Here is a 25,267-nt window from a genome sequence, read left to right as displayed (position 1 = left end):
AAAGGCAGTCGTTTGTGCGCGGCTGCCCTAGCACGTTTACTTTACCATTTGTAGCAGTCAGCCATTTTGATAGTTTTGAAGTGGCTGATTTTTTAGAATTTTATTTTAAAAAATGGTGCGCTCGGCGGGAATCGAACCCACGACCCTTGGCTTCGGAAACCAATACTCTATCCAACTGAGCTACGAACGCATAGACGATGCGGCTAAAATTTTTAGCGCATGAATAGATAACCCTTAAGATAAGACGGCATAGTTTACAAAACTTAGCCGATAAAATCAACCACACCAGCGCTGGCATAGATTCTTCGACAAATCGCATTTAGTCAGATTCAATGATAGCTTTTTTGTTTGATTTTCCCTTATAATAGTGTGGAAAATAAGATTTCGTAACGTTTGTTGTACCAACGTGTACCACCCTGACACAAACACTTGCGCCTGTGTTTGGCGATTAAGTGTTCATTGAGCATGAAAGAGAATGGTCGTATGAACCGAATCCATCAAGCCATCGTATTATCTGCTGCCAGCTTATTGGGGCTTGCCAGCGTAACGGTCAGCCAAGCGGCTGATACAGCCAGCACCACCGCATCAACCACCGCTGCCACAGCTACTGCCAGTGCAGTAAGTGCAACAGCCAGCGCGTCGGCTGAGACGGCAAGTGCTGCTGCCTCTACTGCCGCTGCCGACAAAGACGACAAGCCTAAAATTCCTCAAGATCCACCCCAAGTGCAAAAGCTGATCGCGCTTTATCCAAACCTCATTGCACGCATTGCGCCGCAAGGCAAAGTGTGTTTTGAAGGGCAGGAATGTGATATCAGCATTACCGCGGCTTTGGGTGCTGCTGATGCAGACAACCCACGTGATGGTAAGACGATTTTTGAAGGTGTGTGCCACACGTGTCACGAAGCAGGGCTATTGGGTGCGCCAAAATTTGGTAACAAAGCCGATTGGGCACCGCGTATTGCCAAGGGCATTAACACGTTGCATGATCATGCGCTACACGGCTTTAACGCTATGCCTGCCAAAGGTGGTAACGCGGATTTGCTTGACGTTGAAGTCACCAACGCGGTGGATTATATGGTAGAAAATTCCAAATAATTACGGCAGTGGCTGACGTGATGTGTGCCGCAAAAAGTCCAGTTTAGCTGGGCTTTTTTTATGCCAAGCGGCTGTGCACCAGCGTGCGGCATCAGATACACCCAATCGTGGCTTTAAATTTGTCCATTTTGTCGCCATCAATAGGCTGTATTTTTTTGCCGTTGTGTTGATGCGCTTATTTGCTTTATTTTAAAATCGGAACACTTACGTTATGTCGATACCGTCTGCCATGTCCAGTACCATGCCCAGCTTTGTACCTGCCCTAGCATTACATGATCTGTCAAAGACTTATCCCAATGGCTTTACCGCACTTAAGGGCATTGATCTGGTGGTGCCACAGGGCGGATTTTTTGCGTTATTGGGTGCAAATGGTGCGGGCAAGTCCACAACGATCGGTATGATCAGCTCGCTGTTTGCGCCAACGACAGGTGACATTAAGATTTTTGGGGTGGATTTGTTGCGCCAGCCACAGCTTGCCAAGCAGTATTTGGGCGTGGTACCGCAAGAGTTTAATTTTGTGCAATTTGAGCGCGTTGAGGATATCTTGATTACGCAGGCAGGATATTTTGGTATTCCTGCCAAGCAGGCGCGTCCACGTGCCGAGCAGCTGCTCAAGGCGTTAGGGCTTTGGGATAAACGCGCAAACAAGGCGCGCATGCTATCGGGTGGGATGAAGCGGCGGCTAATGATTGCACGCGCGCTGATGCACCGCCCTAAGCTATTGATTTTGGATGAGCCAACGGCAGGGGTGGATATTGAGCTACGCCGTTCGATGTGGGATTTTATGCGTGCCATCAATGAAGAAGAAGGCACGACGATTATTTTGACCACGCATTATTTGGAAGAAGCCGAGCAGCTATGCCGCGATATCGCGATTCTTGATCACGGCGAGATTGTGGTTAATACCGATATGCGCAGCCTGTTGGCAAGCCTTGATGTTGAGACATTTGTGCTAGATTTATCTGCGCCATTGGCAAGCCCACCTGTGTTGGCTGATGTGGCAAATGTGCAGCTGCCTGACCCGACCAGCCTTACAGTGACGCTCAAAAAAGGACAAAGCCTTAATGCGGTGTTTAATCAGCTATCGGCATTGGGTATTGAGGTTGCCAGTATGCGCAATAAGTCCAACCGCTTAGAAGAGTTGTTTTTAAATTTGGTTGAGCATAATTTGACACAAAAATTGACCAATTCATAAAATGGAGTGGGGTTTATCAGTTTTAGCCAGTGTTGTTTTTTATTCGTTGATCACGAATGATCAATTTAATTTTGCATTAGAGTTTAGCATGGATTTTCAAAAACAATGGGTAGCGTTTAGCACCTTAGCCATCAAAGAAGTGCGGCGGATTTTGCGTATTTGGCCGCAGACGTTGCTGCCGCCTGCCATTACTATGAGTCTGTATTTTATCATTTTTGGTAAAATGATTGGCGCGCGCGTCGGTGAGATGGGCGGCGTCAGCTATATGCAGTTTATCGTGCCAGGTCTGATTATGATGGCGGTGATTACCAATAGCTACTCTAATGTGGTGTCAAGTTTTTTTAGCACCAAATTTCATGGTAGTATTGAGGAGATGTTGGTGAGTCCGATTTCTAAGCATGCAATTTTGCTTGGATTTATTGTCGGCGGACTGTTTCGGGGGCTGGCAATTGGGCTGATTGTCACGTTGCTTGCGCTATTTTTTACCAAGTTGTCGTTGGTGCATGCGTTTATCACGGTGTTTACGGTGGTAATGACGTCGGCGCTGTTTTCTTTAGGTGGCATGATCAACGCGGTGTTTGCGCGTTCGTTTGATGATATTTCGATTGTACCAAGTTTTGTCCTTACACCGCTGACGTATTTGGGTGGGGTGTTTTATTCGATGCAGGATTTGCCGCCGTTTTGGCAAAAAGTGTCGCTACTCAATCCGATTGTATATATGGTCAATGCGTTTCGTTATGGTATTTTGGGTCATTCGGACGTTGATGTGTGGGGTGCGTTGGTGGCAATTGCAGGATTTACTGCGTTGTTGTATGGCGTGGCGTATTATTTGTTAAAAGACGGTTCTCGGGTGCGATTATGACAGATGTTAATGATGATCATTCACCACAAAATTCACCGCTTAATAGCGCGTTGGGACAAACCACGGTGTATCCGACAACGTATGCGCCCGAGGTATTGTATGCAATTACGCGCGCGTTGGGTCGGGCAAATTTGACGTTGCCTGTTAAGCAGCTAAGCATTGGCGTAGACTGGTGGCAGGCGTTTGAGGTGTCATGGCTTAATCCGCAAGGCGTGTCACAGGTAGCAATGGCGCGTTTGACCATACCTGCCGACTCACCGTATTTGGTCGAATCAAAATCGCTTAAGCTGTATTTAAATAGTTTAAATTTCACCACTTTTGCCAATCATGATGCACTGATTACAACCATTGCGCATGATGTTGGTGCATGCGTGCAGGCGGCGGTGACGGTGGAGTTGTTTGCGGTCGATACGCCAAACTCGCTGCCGTTGTCCGCACCACAGGGGATTTGTATCGATCATGCTTTAGATGATTTATCGCCTAATGAAAAAGTAGCATTGGTCAGTGATGTCGATGCTGGTTTATTGCGCGCTGCCAGTTCGACACACACTGCAAAAAATTTGGTACAAGCAAGCCAACCACAAGCGTATTATTCGCACTTGCTGCGCTCAAATTGTCCTGTAACCAATCAGCCCGATTGGGGTACGGTGGCGATTGAGATTGATAGCGCACCACTAGTCCCTGCTGATTTGCTGCGTTATATTTTAAGCTTTCGGACGCACAATGGCTTTCATGAGCAATGTGTCGAGCAAATTTTCAATGATTTGACACAAACATTTGCGCCCAAGTCGTTGTTGGTGCGGGCATGGTACACGCGCCGCGGTGGGATTGACATCAATCCGTGTCGGGTAAGTGATGGCAGTCTATTGCCTGCGCCTAGTCGGCTCAATCGTCAGTAATCCAAGTTTGATCAGAGAATTCGTATGTCATTTGTTATCCAAAGCCGTCGCACGTCACGCGCTGTCCCACCTGATTTATCCTTTGGGCAACTCATGCTTGATGTGGCAGGCACCACACTGACCGATGCTGACCGCAAACTACTTGCCGACCCCAATGTGGGCGGCGTGATTTTGTTTGCACGTAACGTTGAGACGCCTGCTCAAGTCCGCGCTTTGACCGATAGTATACGCGCGATCAAGCCCAATATCCTATTGGCAGTAGACCAAGAGGGCGGACGGGTAGCACGTTTGCGCCAAGGTTTTACTCCATTGCCTGCGATGGGACGATTGGGGGCATATTTTACACAATCACCCGTTGAGGCATTGTCACTGGCGTATGCTTGTGGGTATGTCATGGCGGCAGAGGTATTGGCGGTTGGCATTGATTTTAGTTTTGCGCCTGTGCTGGATATCGATGGGATTAGCCAAGTGATTGGTGACCGTGCGTTCCATAGCACGCCTGTGGTGGTGACGGCGTTATCGGCACAGTTTATGCACGGTATGCACGCGGCTGGCATGGCGACAACAGGCAAGCATTTTCCAGGGCATGGTTCGGTCGCACCCGATTCGCACGTGGCACAGGCCGTTGACGCGCGCACGTTTGATGAAATTGTGGTGCAGGATATGTTGCCGTTTATACAAAATTTGCCACAACTTGACGCACTGATGCCCGCCCATGTGATTTTTAGCCAAGTCGATGACAAGCCTGCAGGTTTCTCGGCGGTATGGTTGCAAGATATCATTCGCAAGCGGTTAAACTTTGATGGCGTGCTGTTTTCTGATGATTTGTCGATGCAAGCGGCACATGTGGCAGGTGATGCCGCCGCACGATTAGCGGCAGCGTTGGGCGCAGGCTGTGACATGGGCGTGATATGTAATGACCGCGCGGCAGCAATGTTGGCGCTCGATAGTCTACGCCAGCAGAATTTAGATCAACCGCATAAGCTACTAAGCCCAGCCAGTCAGCAGCGTTTATGCCGTATGGTAGGCGCGATACCTGCTTGGCAGGGTGATTTGCAATCCACTGCTGTCCAACTGCCGCAATGGCAAGATTTACAGGCGCGTGTGGCGGATTTTTGTGTCCATCTGGCACATTAGACGGCAAACTTTAGCGGATAAACACGACTGTGTCGGGCAGCTCGTTGCCTTGTGGATCATCGGCTAGGCGGTAATGTTGGCGCAGTATCTCGCCGATACTGTGCAATAGCTCAGTTAGTGCGGTGACTTGGCGTTTGGCGCGAATACCGCTAATCGCGCGGTCACACATCGCCTGCCACGTACTGTCTGCTACATGACGGCTGATACCGCGATCAGCGACAATTTCTAGTCGTCGCTCACAGACATTAAGATACACCAACACGCCTGTGTTATCCGCCGTATCCCATACACGGTAACGCCCGAACAGCTCTAATGCCCGATCCCAACAGTCATAGCGGTGCGCCATTTTTAGTGGTAGGGTATTTTCAACCACCAAGACGATCTCACCACGATGCCCTGCCTCAGCTTGAGCAACGGCTTGGGTCAGGGCATCTTGCGCTGATTTGGGTAGCCAATGGCTATGGCGCATGGGTACAAACGCAACCTGCCGCCACCAACGCGCCCAGCTGGGTTTTGACTGAGCGTTAGAAACTTGGCTAGATGAAGAAGGCGGTAAGTTTGAATCGGTCATGAAACTTCCTTTTGTCATCGACTTTTAATCATTCAGCGGTATTTGTTTTGGCATTACCACGACCCACCTGCACCGCCACCACCAAAGCCGCCACCACCACCACCGAAACCACCGCCGCCAAAGCCGCCGCCGCCAAAGCCACCACCGAAACCACCGCTTGAGCCACCACTAAAACCACCGCCCATCGGGAAGAATACCACACCGCCGCGGCGACCGCGTCCGCCTCGACTACCGCCACCGCCGCCGCCAAAAAATAGTAGCAAAAAGAACACGATAAATGCAGCAACCAGCGCACTACCCCCAGCAATGGCAGAACCAAACGTTGCCACGCCAATGGATGTTAGCAATGCGCCGATAAACCGCCCAACCATCGCCGATATAAATTGCCCAAAAATAAACCCAACAATCAGCAGCGGAATGATGGCTTCAAATCCTGAGACAGCGTTGGCATTTGTGGTGGTATTGGCGTTACGCGCGCGCTCGGCATCAGCTTGACGCAACACATCGGGGTCGGCTTGTAGACGTTCTTCAATGCGGTTAATGCCTGCGGTGATACCGCCTGCATAATCACCTTTTTTAAAATATGGCGTGATGTCCTCAATGATTATACGTTTGAGCGCGGCGTCAGGTAGCACGCCCTCCACACCATAGCCTGTGAGGATTTGCATTTTACGGTCATTGACTGCCACCAACATCAAAATGCCGTTGTCTGTGCCTTTTTTGCCCAGACCCCAACGCTCGGCAACTTGTAAGGCATAGTCAAATGTGTCTTGTCCATCGGTACTTGGCACAACGACTACCGCCATTTGCGCCATACCCGTTTGGTACAAAGCGCGTAGCTTGGTTTCAAGCTGACGTTTTTCGCTCGCGCTTAGTACATCTGCTTGGTCAATGATGGGATTATTGAGCACCAATTGGTTGGGCGGTACGTTGCTTGCCGTGGAGGTGCGCGGCGTGGCGGTCGTGGTGTCAGCCGTTACCGCGCTGGTGGCATCCGCTTGCGCGTTTGCCGTGGTTGGCGCGCTGGCTGTGGCGGTATTATTTGCATTGATGCTATTTGTATTAGCACCTGTGTAATCGGGATTGATAGCGTTTGGTGTATCACGAGTTGGGGCAATGGTGTTTGCCCCTCTGCCCTGCGCGGCGGATACCATGTCATCCACGCTGTAGGTCGGTAGCGCACCGCTTTGGCGATTTGGGTCGGTATTGACCGCAGGATCGGCAACAGCAGGCAAGGCAGATATTGCCAAATAACCACCCAATAACAGGCTGCCTAAAAATTTGCCTTTACGCTCACTTTGTAAGCATTTTGCATGTGTTGCCATGTACACTTGTTGTTTCATTGACCAACCTATCTACCGCGTTGCCTATCTGTCACTGACTTGCTTTTTAACCACCACGTGGCATAATTGCACAGTTATTGCGCGGTTGCGGTATTGGTCGCAGGTGCGGTGGTTGGCGCGCGGTCATTGCCAAAATCCACCGTTGGCGCGGTTGAGATCTGCGCTTCGTTAGCTACTGTAAAGTTTGGACGCGGCTTCATGCCAAACGCTTTGGCTTCTAAATTGGCAGGGAATGAGCGCACGGTGGTATTATACGTTTGCACGTCATCGATATAGCGTTTGCGCGCAACAGCGATGCGGTTTTCTGTGCCTTCTAGCTGCGCCTGCAGCTCTTGAAACTGGCGGTCGGCTTTCAAATCGGGATATCGTTCTGACACCACCATCAAACGCGACAATGCGCTGCCCAATTGGTCTTGGGTTTGTTGAAAACGTTGAAACGCTTGCGGGTCGTTGAGCACCTCAGGCGTGACTTGCATCGAGGTTGCCGCTGCACGCGCCTGCGCCACCTGTGTCAAGGTATCTTGCTCGTGCTGGGTGTAGCGCTCAACAGTGCGCACAAGGTTAGGGATCAAATCTGCGCGGCGTTGGTATTGGTTTACCACCTCTGACCACGACGCATTGACCTGCTCGTCTTGCGCTTGCATTTTGTTGTAGCTACAGCCAGTCAAGTTTGCGCCACCTGTCAGCAAGACCAGCCCCAAAACCGCGGCTTTGAATGTTGGCATGATTGTGCTCGACATCGTTGTGTGTTGCATGATAGTTCCTTTAGTTAATCACCCTTTAGCGCGATTATGGCGACGCTTTGGTATAATGTAAAGCTAAAAAATGTGTAAAGCCGTTTGTGGTTTGTATCTTTACCTCGATCAAACAATAGTCTAAATGCCTATACATTGCGCAACAAAAAGCCCATTGCAAGGCAATAGGCTTAGGTACAGCAGGGGGCAAAGTTATTTGACTTGCGGTTTTGCTGCTTCAATTTGGATATTGAGTTTGACGTATTTAGAAATACCCATTTTGGTTCCATAATCCAAGCCCCAGCGCGTGCGGTCAATACTGGTGACAAAATCACCGCCGCATACTTGCGTCTTGAGCCTCGGGCTTTGATAGCAGTTAAATTTGGTTGCGGTCAAGGTCACAGGGTGTGTTTGACCCAACAAAGTTAGCTGCCCATCAACACGTGAGACGCGATTGACACCGCCTTTATTTTTGCCATTGAAATAAAATTTGGTCGATTTAAAATGCGCGTTCGGATATTGCTCGACGTTAAAAATCTCCGCGCTTTTTAGGTGATTGGTAAATTGTTCGTTGCCCGTCTCTAGGCTCGTTACGGGAATGTCAATATCGACACTGCCTGTGCGATTGGCAGGGTCAAAATCCACTGTACCCTTCACCCCTGTGAATGCACCGTGATTGGTGGATGTGCCAAAATGGTCAATAGAAAAATACACGTTGGCGTGATTTGGGTCGATTTGGTAGGTTTCGGCATGCGCGGTGGCGGTACCGAAGACCAATACGCTGGCTAAGGCAGCGATTTTGTTGAATTTTTGCATCTAAAACACTCCTTTTTTGATGAAATGCTAACATTAGTCTAGCAAATTTCATCAAGCTTGCGTATTACTTTTAAGTTAAATTTTTTTGGCAACGATTGTTGATAAGATTTTTTAATAAAAATCGTTCATAACGGTTGTTAAAAAACCGCCAATGATCGTAACTACTGGCGATTTTTTGGTTGAACGCCTCCAAATTAGCGCAAAAATGCGCGCGCATTACGGAATAAACGCATCCACGCGCCATCACCCTGCCATTCATCAGGCTTCCAGCTGTGGTTGTGCGCAAGCAAGGTGCGCTCGGGGTGTGGCATCATCAAGGTCACGCGCCCATCGTTGCTACAAATACCCGTCACGCCTTGAGCCGAACCATTTGGGTTAAGCGGATACTGCTCGGTTGGCTGTCCGTGGCTATCCACATAGCGCAGCGCAATTTGTCCGTGCGCGCTCATGCCTGCAATGTCATCAGCATTCAAGGTAGCAAAGCCTTCACCATGCGCCACCGCAATCGGCAAAATGCTGTCTTGCATGCCTTTGAGCAAAACAGATTTGGTGCGCTCGACTTTAACATTGACCGTGCGTGCTTCAAAACGTCCCGAACGGTTGGCGATAAAGCGCGGGAAGTTTTCTGCACCTGGAATCAAGTCTTTGAGCTGTGCCATCATCTGACAGCCATTACATACACCTAAAGCAAACGTTTCGGGACGATTAAAAAAGCGCACAAACTGCATACGCAAGGCATCGTGGAACAAGATTGATTTTGCCCAACCTGAGCCTGCGCCCAGTACGTCACCATAGCTAAAGCCACCGCACGCTACCAGACCGTCCATGTCACGCAAATCGACACGTCCGCTCATCAGGTCGCTCATGTGCACATCGATCGCATCAAACCCTGCACGGCTAAAGCCTGCCGCCATTTCTAGCTGTCCGTTCACACCTTGTTCGCGTAAAATCGCGACTTTTGGCTTGACGGTGCGGCTATTGAGATACGGCGCTTCGATGGCTTGGTTGAGGTCAAAATGCGCCTGTGCGATCAAGCCGCTATGTGCATCATCGGCGATTAAATCAAACGCCTGCTGCACACAATCGGGGTTATCGCGCCCCATGGCAATATGATAGCCCACTTTATTCCACGCTTGCTCTAGTGCGACACGGGTAAAGCGTAGCGTTTGGCTAGCAGTCTGAATCAGCAAGCTGTCTTCATCGATGGTTTGTCCAACCAATGCCAACAGTTCGCTTGCCCCTGTTTGCTCAGCCAGTGCCATCAGTTCGGCAACATTTTCGGGCAATACCTGTATCACCGCGCCCAATTCTTCGGCAAATAATTGCCCCATCAAGTTGGCATCATCGAGCACCAGTTTGACGCCTTGACGGCTGGTAAACTGCATCTCTGCCACCGTGGCAACCAATCCGCCATCACTGATGTCGTGATAAGCTGCAATTAAACCTTGCGCGTTGGCCTGTTGGATAAAATCAAACAGCGCGCGTAAGTCGTCAGGCGTATCCAAATCGGGGCATTGATCACCTAATTGGCTCAGCGTTTGCGCAAGGATTGACCCACCTAGGCGGTATTGTCCGCGCGATAAGTCCAAACGATACAACGCGCTGTCGGTCTTGACCAATTCAGGTGTTAAGGTTTTGGCAACATCTTGCACGGGAGCAAACGCGGTGATAATCAGCGACAGCGGTGACACCACTGACTTTGCTATGCCGTTATCTGTCCAGTTAGCACGCATAGAGAGCGAGTCTTTGCCCACAGGAATTGCGATACCCAAGGCAGGGCATAACGCTTCACCGACAGCATACACCGCGTCAAATAAAGCTTGGTCTTCGCTATCCTCACCACACGCCGCCATCCAGTTGGCTGATAGCGTGATATCGGCAAGCTTGTCAATGCGCGCGCTGGCGATATTGGTAATCGCCTCACCAACTGCCAACCGTGCCGACGCAGCAGGGCTAATCAATGCCACAGGCGTACGCTCGCCCATACTCATTGCCTCGCCTGTCATCGGTTTATCTTCATGCGGCAGCAACGCGGTTGCCGTCACTGCGCAATCAGCAACGGGTACTTGATAACGCCCGACGTATTGGTCGCGCACGACCATACCCGTAATCGAGCGATCTCCAATGCTAATCAAAAATGACTTACTGGCAACCGTTGGATGGCGTAACACATCATACACCGCTTGCTCAAGATCAAGATCGGTCAAATCCAGCGCGCGCAATGTCGGAGCGCTACGCGTAAAGCTGCGCTGCATGCGTGGCGTACCGCCCAGCAGTACCTGCATGGGCATATCAACAGGCTGGGCATCGCCGTTTTGGTTGAGTAGCTCATCATCAACCACCAACTGACGCACCTCGGTCGCCGTACCAAGCACCGCATACGGGCAACGCTCACGCGCACAAATCGCGTCAAAGCGTTCGGCATCTTGCGGACGAATCGCCAACACATAGCGTTCTTGCGCTTCATTTGACCAAATCGCCATGGGTGACATGCCATTTTCTAAAGATGGCACTTGGCGCAAGTTGAGATGCGCGCCCAGCTCATGATCATTGACCAATTCAGGCATGGCATTGGACAGCCCACCTGCCCCAACATCATGAATCGACACAATCGGGTTACCATCACCGTCTGCGCCTGCTAATGCCCAACAGCGGTCAATGACTTCTTGACAGCGGCGTTCCATCTCCGCGTTGTCGCGTTGCACCGAGGCAAAATCCAAGCCTGCATCCAACGCACCGCTATCGACAGAGCTTGCTGCACCGCCACCCAAACCAATCTGCATGGCGGGCCCACCAAGGACAATCAGCAGATCACCTGCTTGAATGGCATTTTTTTCAATCAAATTGCGTTTGATGTTGCCATAGCCACCTGCAATCATAATCGGCTTGTGGTAGCCGCGTATTTGGCTGCCATCTTGCGCCGCTGAGGTGTCCAACTGAAACGATCGAAAATAACCGACCAAATTGGGGCGACCAAATTCATTGCTGTAGTTAGCTGCACCCAACGGCGCGTCTGTCATGATTTGTAACGCCGATGCCATACGCGCAGGCTTACCATATGCCGCGCTTGTTATCTGACCGCTTTGTTCCCATTTTTCAGGCATATTGGGCAGATGCAAATGCGACACATGATATCCTGCTAACCCTGCTTTTGGTTTACCACCACGTCCTGTCGCACCTTCGTCGCGAATCTCCCCACCTGACCCTGTCGCTGCGCCTGCATAGGGTGCAATCGCTGTTGGGTGGTTGTGCGTTTCAACTTTCATCAAAATATCAATCATTTCATCATGAAAGCCATAACGCTGGTAAGTTGTGCCATCGTCATCTTGACTGGGCAGCGGATAAAAACGCAAGCCATCAAAACCTGCAATCACCGCCGCGTTGTCTTTATACGCTGACAGAATTTGGTTGGGATTTTTTTGGAAGGTATTTTTAATCATGCCAAACAGCGACTTGGGCTGCACGTTACCATCTATCGTCCACTCAGCGTTAAAAATCTTGTGGCGGCAATGTTCACTATTGGCTTGGGCAAACATCATCAACTCAACATCGGTGGGGTTACGCCGAAGCTGATTGACATACGCATCCATCAGATAATCGATATCTTGGCTTGATAATGCAAAGCCAAATTCAAGATTGGCGCGCTCTAGTGCCTCACGCCCTTGCCCGATGACATCAATGTGATTGAGTGGCGCAGGCGCGGCATCTTGCAATAAACGCTCCGCCGCCGCTAAATCATAAAATACGCTTTGGGTCATGCGGTCATACAGACACTGTTCGACCGCTTGTGGCAACGGGCTAGCAAGCTGCCCTGCTGCTGTGTACAGGGTATACGCCAACACGCGCTCAACGCGCTCTATGGCAATACCGCAGTTGTTAAAAATATCCGTCGCCTTACTTGCCCATGGGCTGATTGTACCAAAACGCGGGCTGACAAAGACTTGTAGCGCGTCATGGTTGGGCTGATTGAGCGTACACACGTTGCCATCATTGAGTAGCTGCTCGGCTTTGTGCAGATCATGTTCGTGCAAAGCAGGGGCAACCAGATACACCTGCTGGCACTTAATACCGACAAATTGGATATCCGTCGACACAGCATTAAGCTGCGCTAATAGTTTGGTGGTTTGAAAATCCGTTAGCCACGGTAAGCCTGCAATCATCGTCATATTCATACAACTACATTCCACATTTGGTAAGTTTTAGGATAAAAATTAGGCAATCTGTGCCGCCATGGCTAAATAACGCTGATGCAGCGGCTCAAGCTGAGCATACAACTCGGCAAGACTGGCATTATTGGTCACCACATCATCAGCTTGGGCAAGTCGCGCCTCGCGCGAAAGCTGGTTTGCCATGATACGCTCAATGGACGCAACTGTCTGCCCGTCGCGTGTACTGGCACGCGCCACCTGCAAATCTTCGCGGCTATCAATCACCAACACGCGCTGGCACAAATTTGCCAAGCCTGCCTCAGAGGCTTCAAGCAAAAGCGGTGCAACCAAGACCACGTACGGCGAGGTGGCGGCAGCCACTTGCTGCTTGGCGGCATGGCGAATGGCAGGATGGGTAATTTGTTCTAAATCCATCAAAGCCTGCGGACGTGCAAAGATATACTCACGCATCGCACGGCGGTCAAGCTCACCTTCTGCCGTCAACACCCAGTCACCAAATTTGGTCACAATTTGGCGCAAGGTTTTTGAGCCCACTGCCACCACCTGTCTTGCCAGCACATCGGCATCGACCACCACCACACCTTGTTTGGTAAACCACTCGCTCACTTTTGATTTACCGCTACCAATACCACCTGTCAAACCCAAAACAAACATACCGCGTCATCACCCCATCTTAAGACTGACCAACACCAAAGTGTTTAAACCGTCTTTGTTTTAGTCACACACGTCAAGCGGCTAGTGCCAGCCGCCCAAATACCACTGCAAAATATCCTGTCCAAACAACAGCGCCACCATACCTGCAATCGCGATAAATGGTCCAAACGCGAACGGGCGGCTCTCGCCTGCACGTTTGAGCAAAATCACCCCGATGATTGAGCCCACCACCGCCGATAAAAACACGATTAGCGGCAACATCGCTACGCCCAGCCACGCGCCCAGCGCAGCCAGCAATTTAAAATCGCCATAGCCCATGCCCTCTTTGCCTGTAACAAGCAAAAATAGTTTGTACACCACCCACAGGCACAAAAAGCCAACCACATAGCCAAAAATCGCCTGCACGGGCGAGACAAACACACCAAACGCATTGACAAACAAGCCTAAGCCTGCCAGTGGCAAGGTTAAGCTATCGGGCAACAACTGGGTATCAAAATCAATGCCTGTCAGCGCAATCAACACCCACGTGAGCATCAGTCCTGTCAGTGCTTGTATCCCAACGCCAAATTGCCAGACCACCAATACCGATAACAAGGCAGTGGCAAGCTCAACCAAGGGATAACGCACGCTGATGGACGCACCACAACGTCGGCAACGTCCGCGCAGCGCAAGCCAGCTGATCAATGGAATATTGTCGTACCAACGAATCTTGGCATGGCAATGCGGACAGCTTGACGCAGGTTGGCTGAGCGTCATCACAGGCACACTTGGTGGCGTATCTGGTGCATCTGTCGGCGCGTCTTGATCGGCAGCTAAAAACAACTGACATTCTTGCCGAAAACGTAGCTCCATCATACGCGGCAGGCGATAAATCACCACATTTAAAAAACTGCCAACACACAGCCCCAAAACAGCTGCCAAAACATACGCCAACACAGGCAGCTGGCGCAGCAGCTCAACCCAATCATTTAACATTGTCATTAGCCGACCACACTACCCATCTGGAAGATTGGCAAGTACATGGCAATGACCAAACCACCAACCACTATGCCCAAGAACGCCATGATCATCGGCTCCATCAGACTGGTCAAGCCATCAACCGCGTTATCTACCTCGTTTTCATAATAAGTGGCAACTTTATCAAGCATTTCTTCAAGGCTACCAGCTTCTTCACCAATCCCCACCATCTGAATCGCCATACTGGGGAATAAATTGGTAGAGCGCATCGAAAACTGCAGCTGCTGCCCTGTAGCAACGTCATTTTTGATTTTTTGGGTGGCATTATAATACACCACGTTGTTGGTCGCCCCTGCCGTCGAGTCAAGCGCGTCAATCAATGGCACACCTGCGGCAAATGTGGTCGAAAGCGTACGCGAAAAACGCGCAATAATCGCTTGATAAGCAATATTACCAAAAATTGGCACTTTGAGCGTCAGACGGTCCAAACTATCGCGAAATTTTTTGCTGCGTTTTTTGGCTTCTGAGAATGCGATGATTGCGCCACCAATACCGAATAATAAAATCCACCAATATTTTTGCATCCATTCTGACATATTGACAACCATTTGGGTGAAAGCAGGCAGTTCTGCGCCAAATGAATGAAACAAATCGGCAAATACAGGCACCACTTTGATCAGCAAAATTGCCGTCACGATGACCGCCACCACGATGACCGCAATCGGGTATTTCAATGCTTTTTTGATTTTGGCTTTCAAAAGCTCGCTTTTTTCTTTGTAAGTCGCCACGCGCTCAAGCATGGTTTCTAACGCGCCCGACTGCTCGCCTGCGCCGACCAATGAGCAAAATAGGTCATCAAAATAACGCGGGTGTTTGCGCAAGGCTTGTTCAAACGTGCTGCCTGCCTCGATGTCGGCTTTGATCTGTAGCACCAAATCCTTCATGCTAGGATTGTCTAACGCATCGGCAACGATTTCAAATGACTGAGTCAGCGGTACGCCTGCTTTCATCATGGTTGCCAGCTGGCGCACAAAAATTGCAATGTCAATCGGTTTGATTGACTTTTTCATGGCAAACAAAGGTTTGGGTTTTTTCTTAATGGTTTTGACAGCAATGCCCTGTTTGCGCAGTTGCGCTCTAGCAAGCTCGATGTTGCGACTGGTGGTTTCGCCTTTTACTCGCTCGCCGCGGCGGTTGGTGCCATCATAGACAAAATCAAGCAACATCTCGGTTTGTACTTTTGCCATGCAGGTGCCTCTTTTAAGTTTGTCAGTAAGTTATTGACTGGTTACAATTATTCACTGGTGACGCGGTACATCTCTTGGATACTAGTCACACCTTGTAGCACCTTCATGATGCCCGAACGACGCAGGTCACGAAAACCTTGGGTCATGGCAACGTCTTTGATCTGAATCGCGTTGCCATCTTCCATGATGATGCGTGAAATCTCGGGTGTAACCTTCATGACCTCATAAATACCCACCCGTCCTTTGTAGCCCTCACGACACTCAGCACAGCCTACAGGTTCATAAATCACGTTATCGGGATTATCCAAATCCTCTTGGGTAAAGCCCATTTCAAGTAAGCTTTGTGCTGGAATATCAGCAGGTTTTTTGCACACTTTGCACAGTCGCCGCGCCAGCCGCTGGGCGATAACTAGGTTGACTGAAGTTGCGATATTAAACGATGCCACGCCCATGTTACGCAGACGCGTTAGCGTCTCGGGCGCAGAGTTGGTGTGCAGCGTTGAGAGCACCATATGCCCTGTTTGCGCCGCTTTGATGGCAATTTCGGCGGTTTCTAGATCGCGAATCTCACCGACCATGACCACATCGGGGTCTTGGCGCAAAAAGGCTTTCAGCGCGCTGGCGAAGGTCAAGCCGACTTTGTTATTGACGTTAACCTGATTGATCCCTTCAAGGTTAATCTCTACAGGATCTTCAGCGGTTGAAATATTGGTTTCAACGGTGTTTAAAATATTTAACCCCGTGTATAACGATACAGTTTTACCTGAACCTGTCGGGCCTGTGATGAGCAGCATGCCTTGCGGTTTTTCAAGTGCTTGCATAAACAGTGCCTTTTGGTCGGGCTCGTAGCCAAGCGCGTCGATCCCCAACATCGCAGACGATGGGTCAAGAATACGCAGCACCACTTTTTCGCCAAATAGCGTTGGCATAGAATTGACACGAAAATCAATCGCACGGTCTTTGGAAATTTTAAGCTTGATACGTCCATCTTGCGGTACACGACGCTCAGAGATATCCATTTGTGACATCACCTTAAGTCGCGCTGCCAATTTGCCTGCTAGCTGCACAGGCGGATTGGCAATTTTTTGCAACACGCCATCAATACGAAAGCGCACGCGGTAGGATTTTTCATATGGCTCAAAGTGTAAATCCGACGCGCCCATTGTAATGGCTTTAATCAGCATGCTATTGACAAACTTGACCACAGGCGCTTCATCGGCGGTATCAAGCGTGGTTTCAGCAATACTATTTTCAGCTTGCGTTTCATCTTCAAAATTTAAATCGCCAACCTCACCAAAATCTGCCATCGCCGACGAAAACAACTTATCAATCATGGCTTTGATTTTGTGATGTTCAGCAACAACCGTTTCAACCGTTTGACGGGTAGCAAAGCGCAACGCATCGAGCGCATCGACGCGCGTTGGATCACTCATCGCGACAAATAAACGATTACCGCGCTCAAAAATCGGCAGCACCATAAATTCGCGAATAATTTTTTCTTCAATCGCGTCTTTGGGCACATAATCGGGGTTGAGGGCGTCTAGATCAATCAGCGGATCGCCAAACTCACGCGCAATCAGCCAAGCGATTTGTGACGAGTTCGCCAATTTGTTATCGACCAAATAGGCGATGAGATTTGCGCGCTCTTGCTGACTTTGTGCCAACGCGGTTTGCATGGCTGCTTCTTTGACCAACCCTTCTTGCACCAACCGCAGCGCGATACCACCAAAATTTGGAAACGCAGCCGACATACTGCCCCCTTGTGTAGATTTTTGAATTTTATGGTTAAACCACAGCCATCAGCTTGGACATTCAACCTATTTTGGGTAAATAAAGCTCGCCCACGGCAAAAACCGCATGAATACATTATTTTAGCATAAAAGTTTGTCGAACAACCTGTTGGCATATATCAGGCAAATAAATTCTGCAATACCGATGACAAATAATGCTACAATGCGTTGTCTGCTACTGTTGCCGATATGCCAAACACACGTAGCATTACTTATTTTTACCTTGTTCTTATTTTAAGCCGAATTAAAATACATCATCAAGTGAGTCTGTATGTCTATTTCTGCCATTCAACCCACTGCTTGGGTCATTGCCAATTGGAAAATGTACCCTGCCAACCAAACAGCAGCAACCAACCTTGCCAACACACTTTGCCAGCGTGCCGATACGTTGCCTGATCATGTGCAGGTTGTGATCGCGCCAAGCTTTCTTCACTTAACGCAAGTTGGGCGGCAGCTTGAGCACTGCCCGCTCGCCTTGGCAGCGCAAGATGTCTGTGCCCACCGCGCAGATACAGGGGCATTTACAGGTGATATATCGGCTCAAATGCTAGCCGATATTGGCGTAAAATGGGTGATTATCGGGCATTCTGAACGCCGAGAATATGCCTGTGAAAATAACACGATCTTGGCGCAAAAAATCGCCAATGCCCAACAAGCAGGCTTGGGCGTGGTGCTGTGCGTTGGTGAAACACAAGCGCAATTTGAAGCAGGACAAACTCATGCTGTGCTTGCCGAGCAACTTGCTGTACTAAAGGACAGCGTACAAAACAACCATGACTTGTCCTTGTTGATTGCCTATGAACCTGTTTGGGCGATTGGCAGCGGGCAGGTTGCCAGTCCCGAACAAGCCAGCGCCATTCATAGTTTTATCCATGACACACTGCTCAGTTACGACCAATCGCTAGCGGATACGCCGATTTTATATGGTGGTAGTGTCAAAGCAGATAACGCGGCAGCATTTGCCCAAGCGGCCAATGTCGCTGGCGTGCTGGTCGGTGGTGCGTCACTGGATGCCGCAAGTTTTTATCAGATTATCCAAGCATTCGCTTAGCATCTGCGGCAAATTTTAGCTATAATAATGCGTTTTATCTTGGGCGTGTCCTTATTTGGATAATGTGATTTGGATGATATGGCTAAAAATTGACGAAATTAGCAGCAAAATAAGGCAAATTATGTAGATGATATTGCAATATCAGCAAGCAATTTTGCCAAGTTTGGGCATTTTTAGACCATTAAAGTACTTTGTTCTAAATTAATTAGGGATACGCCCTAATAACTTTTTAAAAAGCAACGGCGAGTTAAACAGCGATGTACAATGCAATTTTAGCCCTTCATATCATTGTGGCAATCGCCATGATTGGCTTGATTTTGATTCAACACGGCAAAGGCGCAGATGCCGGTGCATCGTTTGGCGGTGGCGCGTCAGGTACGGTATTTGGAGCGGCAGGTACGGCAAACTTTTTGACCCGCACCACCGCGGTTTTAACGGCGATTTTCTTTATCACCAGCCTTACCCTTGCTGTATTTGCTAAGCAACAAGCACTTAATAGCCGTACACTTGATATCAGTGGTGTGGCACCTGCCAAAACAGCACCGACTGCGCCATCGCCTGCACCTTAATCACACAGCGGCGCATATTTTGCTTGCATTCTGACAAAGTTTTGTTAAAATACTTCGCCTACTTGATCAGCCTTAGCGCACGCTAGGCTTGTTTGATCTGCGATTGTGGTGGAATTGGTAGACACGCTATCTTGAGGGGGTAGTGCTTTATGCGTGAGGGTTCAAGTCCCTCCAATCGCACCAAGTGTTTTATTAACTAGCTGCTGAATTTTTTAGCAAAAAGTATTGACAAGCCGATTTATATGCGTATAATAGGCAACCTAAATTGATGCGGGGTGGAGCAGTCTGGTAGCTCGTCGGGCTCATAACCCGAAGGTCGTTGGTTCAAATCCAGCCCCCGCTACCACTTTTAGCTTATATTTTTACCTTAAAATATAAGGTTGGCATAAGCGAAGTTGGACGCTGGATTTTTTTATAGCCCACCCATCAGATTGTGGGTTTTTTTGTATTTGTCGATTGTAAATTCTGGCGTTGGCAGTTGATTTCATGTAGATTTACCTACACTGCATTTTAATTTTTATCAGTATTATTGACAGTTATGAAGCTATCAAGCAAAGTTGCGGAATTGACCGAACTGATTGAACCTGCGGTAAACGCTTGTGATGTTGCATTGTGGGGTATTGAGTTTTTGCCACAAGGGCGACGCTCGTTGCTGCGCGTATTTATCGAGGCAATGCCTGAGGACAAAGCACAAGGCAAGCACGTGACAATCGAGGACTGCGCTGCGGTCACACACCAAATTAACGGTGTACTTGATGTTCATGATCCCATTGCAGGTGAATACTTGCTTGAGGTGTCTTCACCAGGGCTTGATCGCAGCTTTTTTTATGCCGAGCAGTTGCACGATTATATCGGGCAAACTTTAAGCTTGCGTTTAATCCAAGCGATTGGTACAGGTAGCGATAAACGCCGTAAGGTGACAGGAGCGCTTAAAAGCATCGGTGAGAACGATTTGGTCGTGACTGCTGAACCCCATACCAATCCGCATGATTATACCATTCGTCTTGACAATATTGATAAAGCGAATTTGGTATATAGTTTTGATGACTAATAGCTTGTTAAGCGATTGTTGGTTTTAAGTTTACATCCTGTGTGGGTAGTGTGTCAAAACCTGACCATACTACCTGCCATTGGGCAATAGGTGACAATATGAATCGAGAAATTTTAACGGTTGTAGAAACCGTCAGTAACGAAAAAGGTCTAAGCCCTGAGGATATCTTTGAGGCGATTGAACAGGCGCTGGTAGTTTCAACCAAAAAAAAGATTTACAGTGAGCAGCCCGAGGTTGCCCTACGCGTGCACATTGATCGCAAAACGGGTGATTATGACACCTATCGCTATTGGACTGTAGTGGCAGATGAAGACCACGAAATGCCTGCTTGTCAGCTAGCCATCAGCGATCTTGATCCAAATGAATGGCAAATCGGCGATATCAAAGAAGAGCAAATCGAATCGATTGATTTTGGGCGAATTGCTGCCACCCAAGCCAAACAAGTAATCATTCAAAAAATCCGTGAAGCAGAGCGTGCCTTGGTTGCTGATGCATTTGAGCCACGTATCGGTGAGCTGATTGTCGGTGAGGTCAAAAAACCTGCGCGTGACGGTTATATCATTGATTTGGGTGAGAATGTTGAAGGTTATTTGCCAAAAGAAAATACCCTACCGCGTGAGGTATTGCGCCCTAAATCGCGCGTTAATGCTATTTTAACCCAAGTCAATCGTGATAACCGTGGTGCACAATTGGTTTTATCACGCACCGCGCCACAAATGCTTACCGCGCTGCTACAAAAAGAAGTGCCTGAGATTGCCGAACAGATCATCGATATCAAAGACGTCGCACGCCAACCAGGTCTACGTGCCAAAGTATCTGTCAAAACCAAAGATCACCGTATTGACCCTGTTGGTGCATGTATCGGTATGCGTGGTACACGTATCCAAGCGGTGCAACAAGAGCTTGAAGGCGAGCGTGTTGATATTGTTGTGTGGTCAGATGATCCTGTGCAATACATCATCAGTGCCTTAGAGCCTGCCGATGTTGATCGCATTATTTTGGACGAAGACACCAAAACTGCGGATATCATCTTTGCCACCAATGACCAGTTGGCACGCGCAATTGGCTCGCAAGGGCAAAACGTGCGCCTAGCCTCTGAACTAACAGGCTATCGCCTCAACATGCTGCTTGAAGACGAGTACAACGCACAGATTGAAAACGAAACCAAGGTGTATCGCGATTTGTTTTATAATCGCTTAGAAGTTGATGAAGACTTGGCGCAAGCATTGGTAGATATCGGTTTTACAACCCTTGAGGAAGTGGCGTATGTACCTGCCGAAACATTTTATGACATCGACGGGCTAGACGATGAGGCGATTGACGCAATACAAGAGCGCGCCAAAGAAGCGGTGATTGCCGATGAATTGCAAAAGCAGCAAACCATCAAAGAGCCAAGTGCCGAGTTGTTGGCGTTAGAAGGCATGACCCCTGCTTGGGCGTTTCAACTGGCGGCGCGCGACATTGTTACTGTCGATGATTTGGCAGAACAAGCAATTTTTGATTTACATGATATCGACGGTTTGGACGAAAAAACTGCAGGTGAGCTGATCATGAAAGCCCGTGAAACTTGGTTTGATTAAGTATACCTAAAGTTTGGTTTAATTTACCTACCTAGACAACATTTAGTACCAACTTATTCGTATAACCGTGCTTAACACATTTAAAAATTAAAGGTGAATGAATGGCAGATAAAACCGTCAAACAACTGGCAGCCGCTTCCAAAACCACCACTGACAATCTTAAACAACAGCTTGTCAGTGCAGGGCTGTCTGCGCGTGGCGACAACGACATCGTCACCGACCAAGAACAAGAGCAGTTGGTTGCGTTTTTGCAGCAAAGTCACGGGCAAAAAAACAAATCCCGTATTAGCCTAAAAAGCAAAACCACCACCACCGCTAAGGTGACAGGTACCTCAGGCAGAGCCAAAAACGTCAATGTCGAAGTGCGTAAAAAAATGGTCTTTGACAAGCCTGATCCACAAAAAATTGCTGAAGAGCTAGCCGCTCGCGAGCAAGCTGCCAAAGCAGCAGCAGAAAAAGCACGTATTGCTGCCGAAAAAGCGGCGGCAGAAAAAGCAGCCAAAGAGCAAGCACAGCGTGAAGCTGAAGCGCGCCAACAGGCGACATTAGCCGCTATGCGCGCCAATACGGGCGCAAGCAACGGTCAAAAATCAGCTATTGAGTCTGCCAGTGTGGTGGTGAAAAAAGGCAGCGCAGCCACTGATGCGGTCGTGGTGAAAAAGCCTGCCAAAAAAACTTCTACTACCAGCAAACCTGCAGCGAAAAAAGAAACCGATGCCCAACGCCGTGCACGCGAAGCCGAAGAGCAACGCTTACGCGACATTGAGCAAGAAAACCGCCGCAAAGCCGCTGAAGAAGCGCAACAACGCACGCTTGAGCAAATGCGCCAAATGGCAAGCAAATATGCCGACAACGATGTGGCTGCCACCACGGTGGTACGTAAAGATGAGCCATTAGCAGAAGGCTTGGTGGGTGCTGCGTTAGAAGACTCATTTGAGCAAGAACGCCGTGAAATCAAACGCGGCAGTTCAGGTAATACCAACCGTAATCGCCGTCGTCGCCGTGATGATGACGGTGAAAACGAAGTCAGAAGCCGCAGCCGAGGGCTAAAATCATCACAGGCAAACCGCCACAAATTTGAAAAACCTGTTGATCGCATTGTGCATGATGTTGAGATTGGCGAGTCTATCATCGTGTCTGACCTTGCGCAAAAAATGGCCATTAAAGCGCGTGAAGTCGTCAAGACTTTGATGAAAATGGGCGAATTGGTACGGGAAAATGAGACCATTGACCAAGAGACTGCCGCCTTGTTGGTCGAGGAGATGGGACATAATCCGATCTTGGTAAGCTCAACCCAAGTTGAAGATTCATTGCGTGAAGCCGTGGATGAACGTAGCAGCAATGTGCAACAACGTCCGCCTGTGGTTACTATCATGGGTCACGTCGATCACGGTAAGACCTCCTTACTCGATAAAATCCGCTCAACCAAGGTTGCCTCAGGCGAGGCAGGTGGGATTACCCAGCATATTGGTGCATACCATGTTGAAACGGATCGCGGCGTGATCACCTTTTTGGATACCCCTGGGCATGCGGCGTTTACCGCCATGCGCTCACGTGGTGCCAAAGCAACCGATATTGTTGTGCTAGTGGTGGCAGCCGATGACGGCATGATGCCGCAAACCGCTGAAGCAATTGACCATGCGCGCGCCGCAGGTACACCGCTGATTATCGCGATCAATAAAATTGACAAAGACAGCGCTGACCCTGACCGCGTGTTAAATGAACTAACCACCAAAGAAGTGGTGCCTGAAGAATGGGGCGGTGATACCCCTGTGGTACGCGTATCGGCATTAACTGGTGAAGGTATCGATGATTTGCTTGAAACCATCGAGCTACAAGCTGAAGTCATGGAACTTGAAGCACCTACCGACGGCGCAGCGCAAGGGGTGGTGATCGAATCACGCCTTGAGCGCGGACGTGGTGCAGTGGTTAGCTTGCTGGTGCAGCAAGGCACGCTCAATCAAGGTGACTTGGTCTTGGCAGGTGAGTTCTATGGTCGTGTACGCGCGATGACCGATGAAAACGGTAAGAAAGTCAAATCTGCTGGGCCATCAATTCCTGTAGAGATCTTGGGCTTGCCCGATACCCCTGCAGCAGGTAGTGAGTTCTTGGTGGTGAGCGATGAAAAACGTGCACGTGAAGTCGCTGAATACCGTGCCGTGCGTGAGCGTGAACGCGTACTTGAACGTCAGGCCAAAATGCGCTTAGAAAACTTATTTGACCAAATGAGTGAAGCCAAGCTACCAAGCGTAAATTTGATTTTGAAAACCGATGTTCGCGGTTCGCTTGAAGCCTTGCTTAGCGCGCTTGATGAGCTATCAACCGATGAGGTGAAAGTTAAAGTCATCTCATCAGGTGTCGGTCCGATCTCTGAATCTGACGTGGTGCTGGCAGAATCTAGCGAAGCGGTACTCTTAGGCTTTAACGTACGCGCCGATAGCGCAGCTAAGCGTAAAGCTGATGAGGCTGGTATTGATATCCGCTACTACAGCGTGATTTATGGCTTGATTGATGATGTCAAGGCGGCCATGAGCGGCTTACTTGCGCCTGAACACCGTGAGCAGATCTTGGGTATCGCTGAGGTGCGTGAGGTCTTCCACTCAAGCCGTTTTGGTGCGGCTGCAGGCTGTATGGTGACCGAAGGTACCATTGTACGCAACAAGCCAATCCGCGTGTTGCGCGATAACCAAGTTATCTTCACAGGGCAGCTGCAATCTTTGCGCCGCTTTAAAGACGATGTCAATGAAGTTCGCGCTGGTATGGAATGCGGTTTAGCGGTTAAGGGCTATGAAGTACAGGTCGGCGACTTGATCGAAGTGTTTGAAATCCATGAGGTTCAACGCACGCTCTAAGCTTGTTTAGCCTTTAAGAAGACGGTTTAAACGCTGGTACTGGTTTAAACCGTTTTGTTTTTTACCCGTTATTTTTCCCTTTAAACATCGGCTTAACGTTACGCTACAGTTTAGCGCGACAAAGTTGGTTACACTATTAAATCGTACTGTAGGCAAACTGCTGTGTAACCTTTTAAGCCCGTTGAATCAATTTACCAGACGATAAGGACAATACCATGAACCAACGCTTACAACGCCTTGCCGACCAAATTCAGCGCGAGCTTGCCGTGTTGATTCGTGATGAAATCAATGACCCACGTTTAACAGGTTTGGTGACCATCTCAAGCGTCAAAATCAGCCCCGATTTGGGCTATGCGGATATTTATGTTACCGTGATGGAGCGCGATATGAGCGACGCGATGGCAAAAGATTTTCACCAAGAAAGCCTGGCTGTGCTCAACAACGCGGCAGGATTTTTGCGCACCGAACTCAGCCATATTCTAAAAACACGCACCACGCCGCGCTTACGTTTTCATTACGATGAAATCACTGCCAACACCAACCACATGCTAAATCTAATCTCGCAAGCCGTGCAAAGCAGCGAGCAAAACCAAACGTCTGATGAGTCTTGACTTCCTCCCCTCCCTAAAGTGAGGGGATTCCTTCTGCAAGACGGTGAAGCCCCACCGCAAACCTAAGACAATGGCAACCGCCCG

General features: G+C 49.2%; 20 protein-coding genes and 3 tRNA genes. 13 read left to right on the top strand and 10 right to left on the bottom strand.

Annotation, left to right across the window (positions count from 1 at the left end; genetic code table 11):
• Positions 1-113: 113 nt before the first annotated feature.
• A tRNA-Arg gene (locus MA2_RS07540) sits at positions 114-190 on the bottom strand.
• A 293-nt stretch (positions 191-483) separates the two neighbouring features.
• On the opposite strand from MA2_RS07540, the gene MA2_RS07535 reads away from it, so the two are divergent.
• The 5 genes from MA2_RS07535 to nagZ all read left to right on the top strand — a co-directional run bounded on the left by MA2_RS07535 (position 484) and on the right by nagZ (position 5,188).
• The gene (locus MA2_RS07535; protein WP_373279761.1) at positions 484-1,095 is read left to right on the top strand and encodes a c-type cytochrome; all 612 of its coding nucleotides are present in this window, start codon (positions 484-486) and stop codon (positions 1,093-1,095) included.
• 241 nt (positions 1,096-1,336) lie between these two features.
• Positions 1,337-2,290, top strand: a complete 954-nt coding sequence (locus MA2_RS07530; protein ID WP_067058481.1) for an ABC transporter ATP-binding protein — start codon at positions 1,337-1,339, stop codon at positions 2,288-2,290.
• A gap of 88 nt (positions 2,291-2,378) precedes the next feature.
• Positions 2,379-3,152, top strand: coding sequence for an ABC transporter permease (locus MA2_RS07525; protein ID WP_067058535.1), 774 nt, complete (start codon positions 2,379-2,381; stop codon positions 3,150-3,152).
• Entirely contained in the window at positions 3,149-4,051 is a 903-nt protein-coding gene (gene queF / locus MA2_RS07520; protein WP_067058479.1) for an NADPH-dependent 7-cyano-7-deazaguanine reductase QueF, read from the top strand. Before MA2_RS07525 ends, queF begins: the two co-directional genes overlap by 4 nt.
• A 24-nt stretch (positions 4,052-4,075) precedes the next feature.
• The gene (nagZ, locus tag MA2_RS07515) at positions 4,076-5,188 is read left to right on the top strand and encodes a beta-N-acetylhexosaminidase (RefSeq protein WP_067058477.1); all 1,113 of its coding nucleotides are present in this window, start codon (positions 4,076-4,078) and stop codon (positions 5,186-5,188) included.
• 10 nt (positions 5,189-5,198) lie between these two features.
• Here the strand turns inward: nagZ and MA2_RS07510 are convergent, their stop codons facing one another.
• The 9 genes from MA2_RS07510 to pilB all read right to left on the bottom strand — a co-directional run bounded on the left by MA2_RS07510 (position 5,199) and on the right by pilB (position 17,430).
• Positions 5,199-5,759: a TPM domain-containing protein gene (locus MA2_RS07510; protein ID WP_067058475.1), complete on the bottom strand. Its 561-nt coding sequence runs from the start codon at positions 5,757-5,759 to the stop codon at positions 5,199-5,201.
• Between the two features lie 53 nt (positions 5,760-5,812).
• Entirely contained in the window at positions 5,813-7,102 is a 1,290-nt protein-coding gene (locus MA2_RS07505) for a TPM domain-containing protein (RefSeq protein ID WP_067058473.1), read from the bottom strand.
• 74 nt (positions 7,103-7,176) lie between these two features.
• Positions 7,177-7,827 carry a LemA family protein gene (locus MA2_RS07500; protein WP_067058533.1) on the bottom strand — a complete coding sequence of 217 codons (651 nt, stop codon included), beginning with the start codon at positions 7,825-7,827 and terminating at the stop codon, positions 7,177-7,179.
• 222 nt (positions 7,828-8,049) lie between these two features.
• A complete protein-coding gene (locus MA2_RS07495) occupies positions 8,050-8,652 on the bottom strand; it encodes a YceI family protein (protein ID WP_067058471.1) in 603 nt (200 codons plus the stop codon).
• A gap of 194 nt (positions 8,653-8,846) precedes the next feature.
• On the bottom strand, positions 8,847-12,818 hold the full coding sequence (purL, locus tag MA2_RS07490) for a phosphoribosylformylglycinamidine synthase (protein ID WP_067058531.1): 3,972 nt from the start codon (positions 12,816-12,818) through the stop codon (positions 8,847-8,849).
• Between the two features lie 45 nt (positions 12,819-12,863).
• On the bottom strand, positions 12,864-13,475 hold the full coding sequence (gene coaE, locus MA2_RS07485; RefSeq protein WP_067058469.1) for a dephospho-CoA kinase: 612 nt from the start codon (positions 13,473-13,475) through the stop codon (positions 12,864-12,866).
• Between the two features lie 81 nt (positions 13,476-13,556).
• Complete coding sequence (locus MA2_RS07480; RefSeq protein ID WP_067058529.1) at positions 13,557-14,450, bottom strand: prepilin peptidase; 894 nt, start codon at positions 14,448-14,450, stop codon at positions 13,557-13,559.
• A 5-nt stretch (positions 14,451-14,455) separates the two neighbouring features.
• Positions 14,456-15,679 (bottom strand): type II secretion system F family protein, encoded by a 1,224-nt coding sequence (locus MA2_RS07475; protein ID WP_067058466.1) that lies wholly within the window; start codon positions 15,677-15,679, stop codon positions 14,456-14,458.
• 47 nt (positions 15,680-15,726) lie between these two features.
• Positions 15,727-17,430: a type IV-A pilus assembly ATPase PilB gene (pilB, locus tag MA2_RS07470; protein WP_067058464.1), complete on the bottom strand. Its 1,704-nt coding sequence runs from the start codon at positions 17,428-17,430 to the stop codon at positions 15,727-15,729.
• Between the two features lie 310 nt (positions 17,431-17,740).
• Between pilB and tpiA the strand changes: the two genes are divergently transcribed.
• From tpiA to MA2_RS07430, 8 genes are all read left to right on the top strand, one after another.
• Positions 17,741-18,520 carry a triose-phosphate isomerase gene (gene tpiA, locus MA2_RS07465; RefSeq protein WP_067058462.1) on the top strand — a complete coding sequence of 260 codons (780 nt, stop codon included), beginning with the start codon at positions 17,741-17,743 and terminating at the stop codon, positions 18,518-18,520.
• Positions 18,521-18,777: 257 nt separating this feature from the next.
• The gene (secG, locus tag MA2_RS07460; protein ID WP_067058459.1) at positions 18,778-19,089 is read left to right on the top strand and encodes a preprotein translocase subunit SecG; all 312 of its coding nucleotides are present in this window, start codon (positions 18,778-18,780) and stop codon (positions 19,087-19,089) included.
• Positions 19,090-19,188: 99 nt separating this feature from the next.
• Positions 19,189-19,272 (top strand) — tRNA-Leu (locus tag MA2_RS07455).
• A gap of 86 nt (positions 19,273-19,358) precedes the next feature.
• Positions 19,359-19,435: transfer RNA gene (locus MA2_RS07450), tRNA-Met, on the top strand.
• A 192-nt stretch (positions 19,436-19,627) separates the two neighbouring features.
• Positions 19,628-20,140: a ribosome maturation factor RimP gene (gene rimP, locus MA2_RS07445; protein WP_067058458.1), complete on the top strand. Its 513-nt coding sequence runs from the start codon at positions 19,628-19,630 to the stop codon at positions 20,138-20,140.
• Between the two features lie 98 nt (positions 20,141-20,238).
• Positions 20,239-21,720 carry a transcription termination factor NusA gene (nusA, locus tag MA2_RS07440; RefSeq protein ID WP_067058456.1) on the top strand — a complete coding sequence of 494 codons (1,482 nt, stop codon included), beginning with the start codon at positions 20,239-20,241 and terminating at the stop codon, positions 21,718-21,720.
• A 101-nt stretch (positions 21,721-21,821) separates the two neighbouring features.
• A complete protein-coding gene (infB, locus tag MA2_RS07435) occupies positions 21,822-24,572 on the top strand; it encodes a translation initiation factor IF-2 (RefSeq protein WP_067058454.1) in 2,751 nt (916 codons plus the stop codon).
• A 215-nt stretch (positions 24,573-24,787) separates the two neighbouring features.
• Positions 24,788-25,183 (top strand): ribosome-binding factor A, encoded by a 396-nt coding sequence (locus MA2_RS07430; protein WP_067058452.1) that lies wholly within the window; start codon positions 24,788-24,790, stop codon positions 25,181-25,183.
• The last annotated feature ends 84 nt before the right edge of the window (positions 25,184-25,267 follow it).

Source organism: Moraxella atlantae NBRC 14588 (assembly GCF_001591265.1).
GTDB classification, from domain to species: Bacteria; Pseudomonadota; Gammaproteobacteria; order Pseudomonadales; family Moraxellaceae; genus Faucicola; species Faucicola atlantae.
Note: the sequence above shows the minus strand (reverse complement) of the source record. Positions and strands in the feature narration are given on the sequence as shown.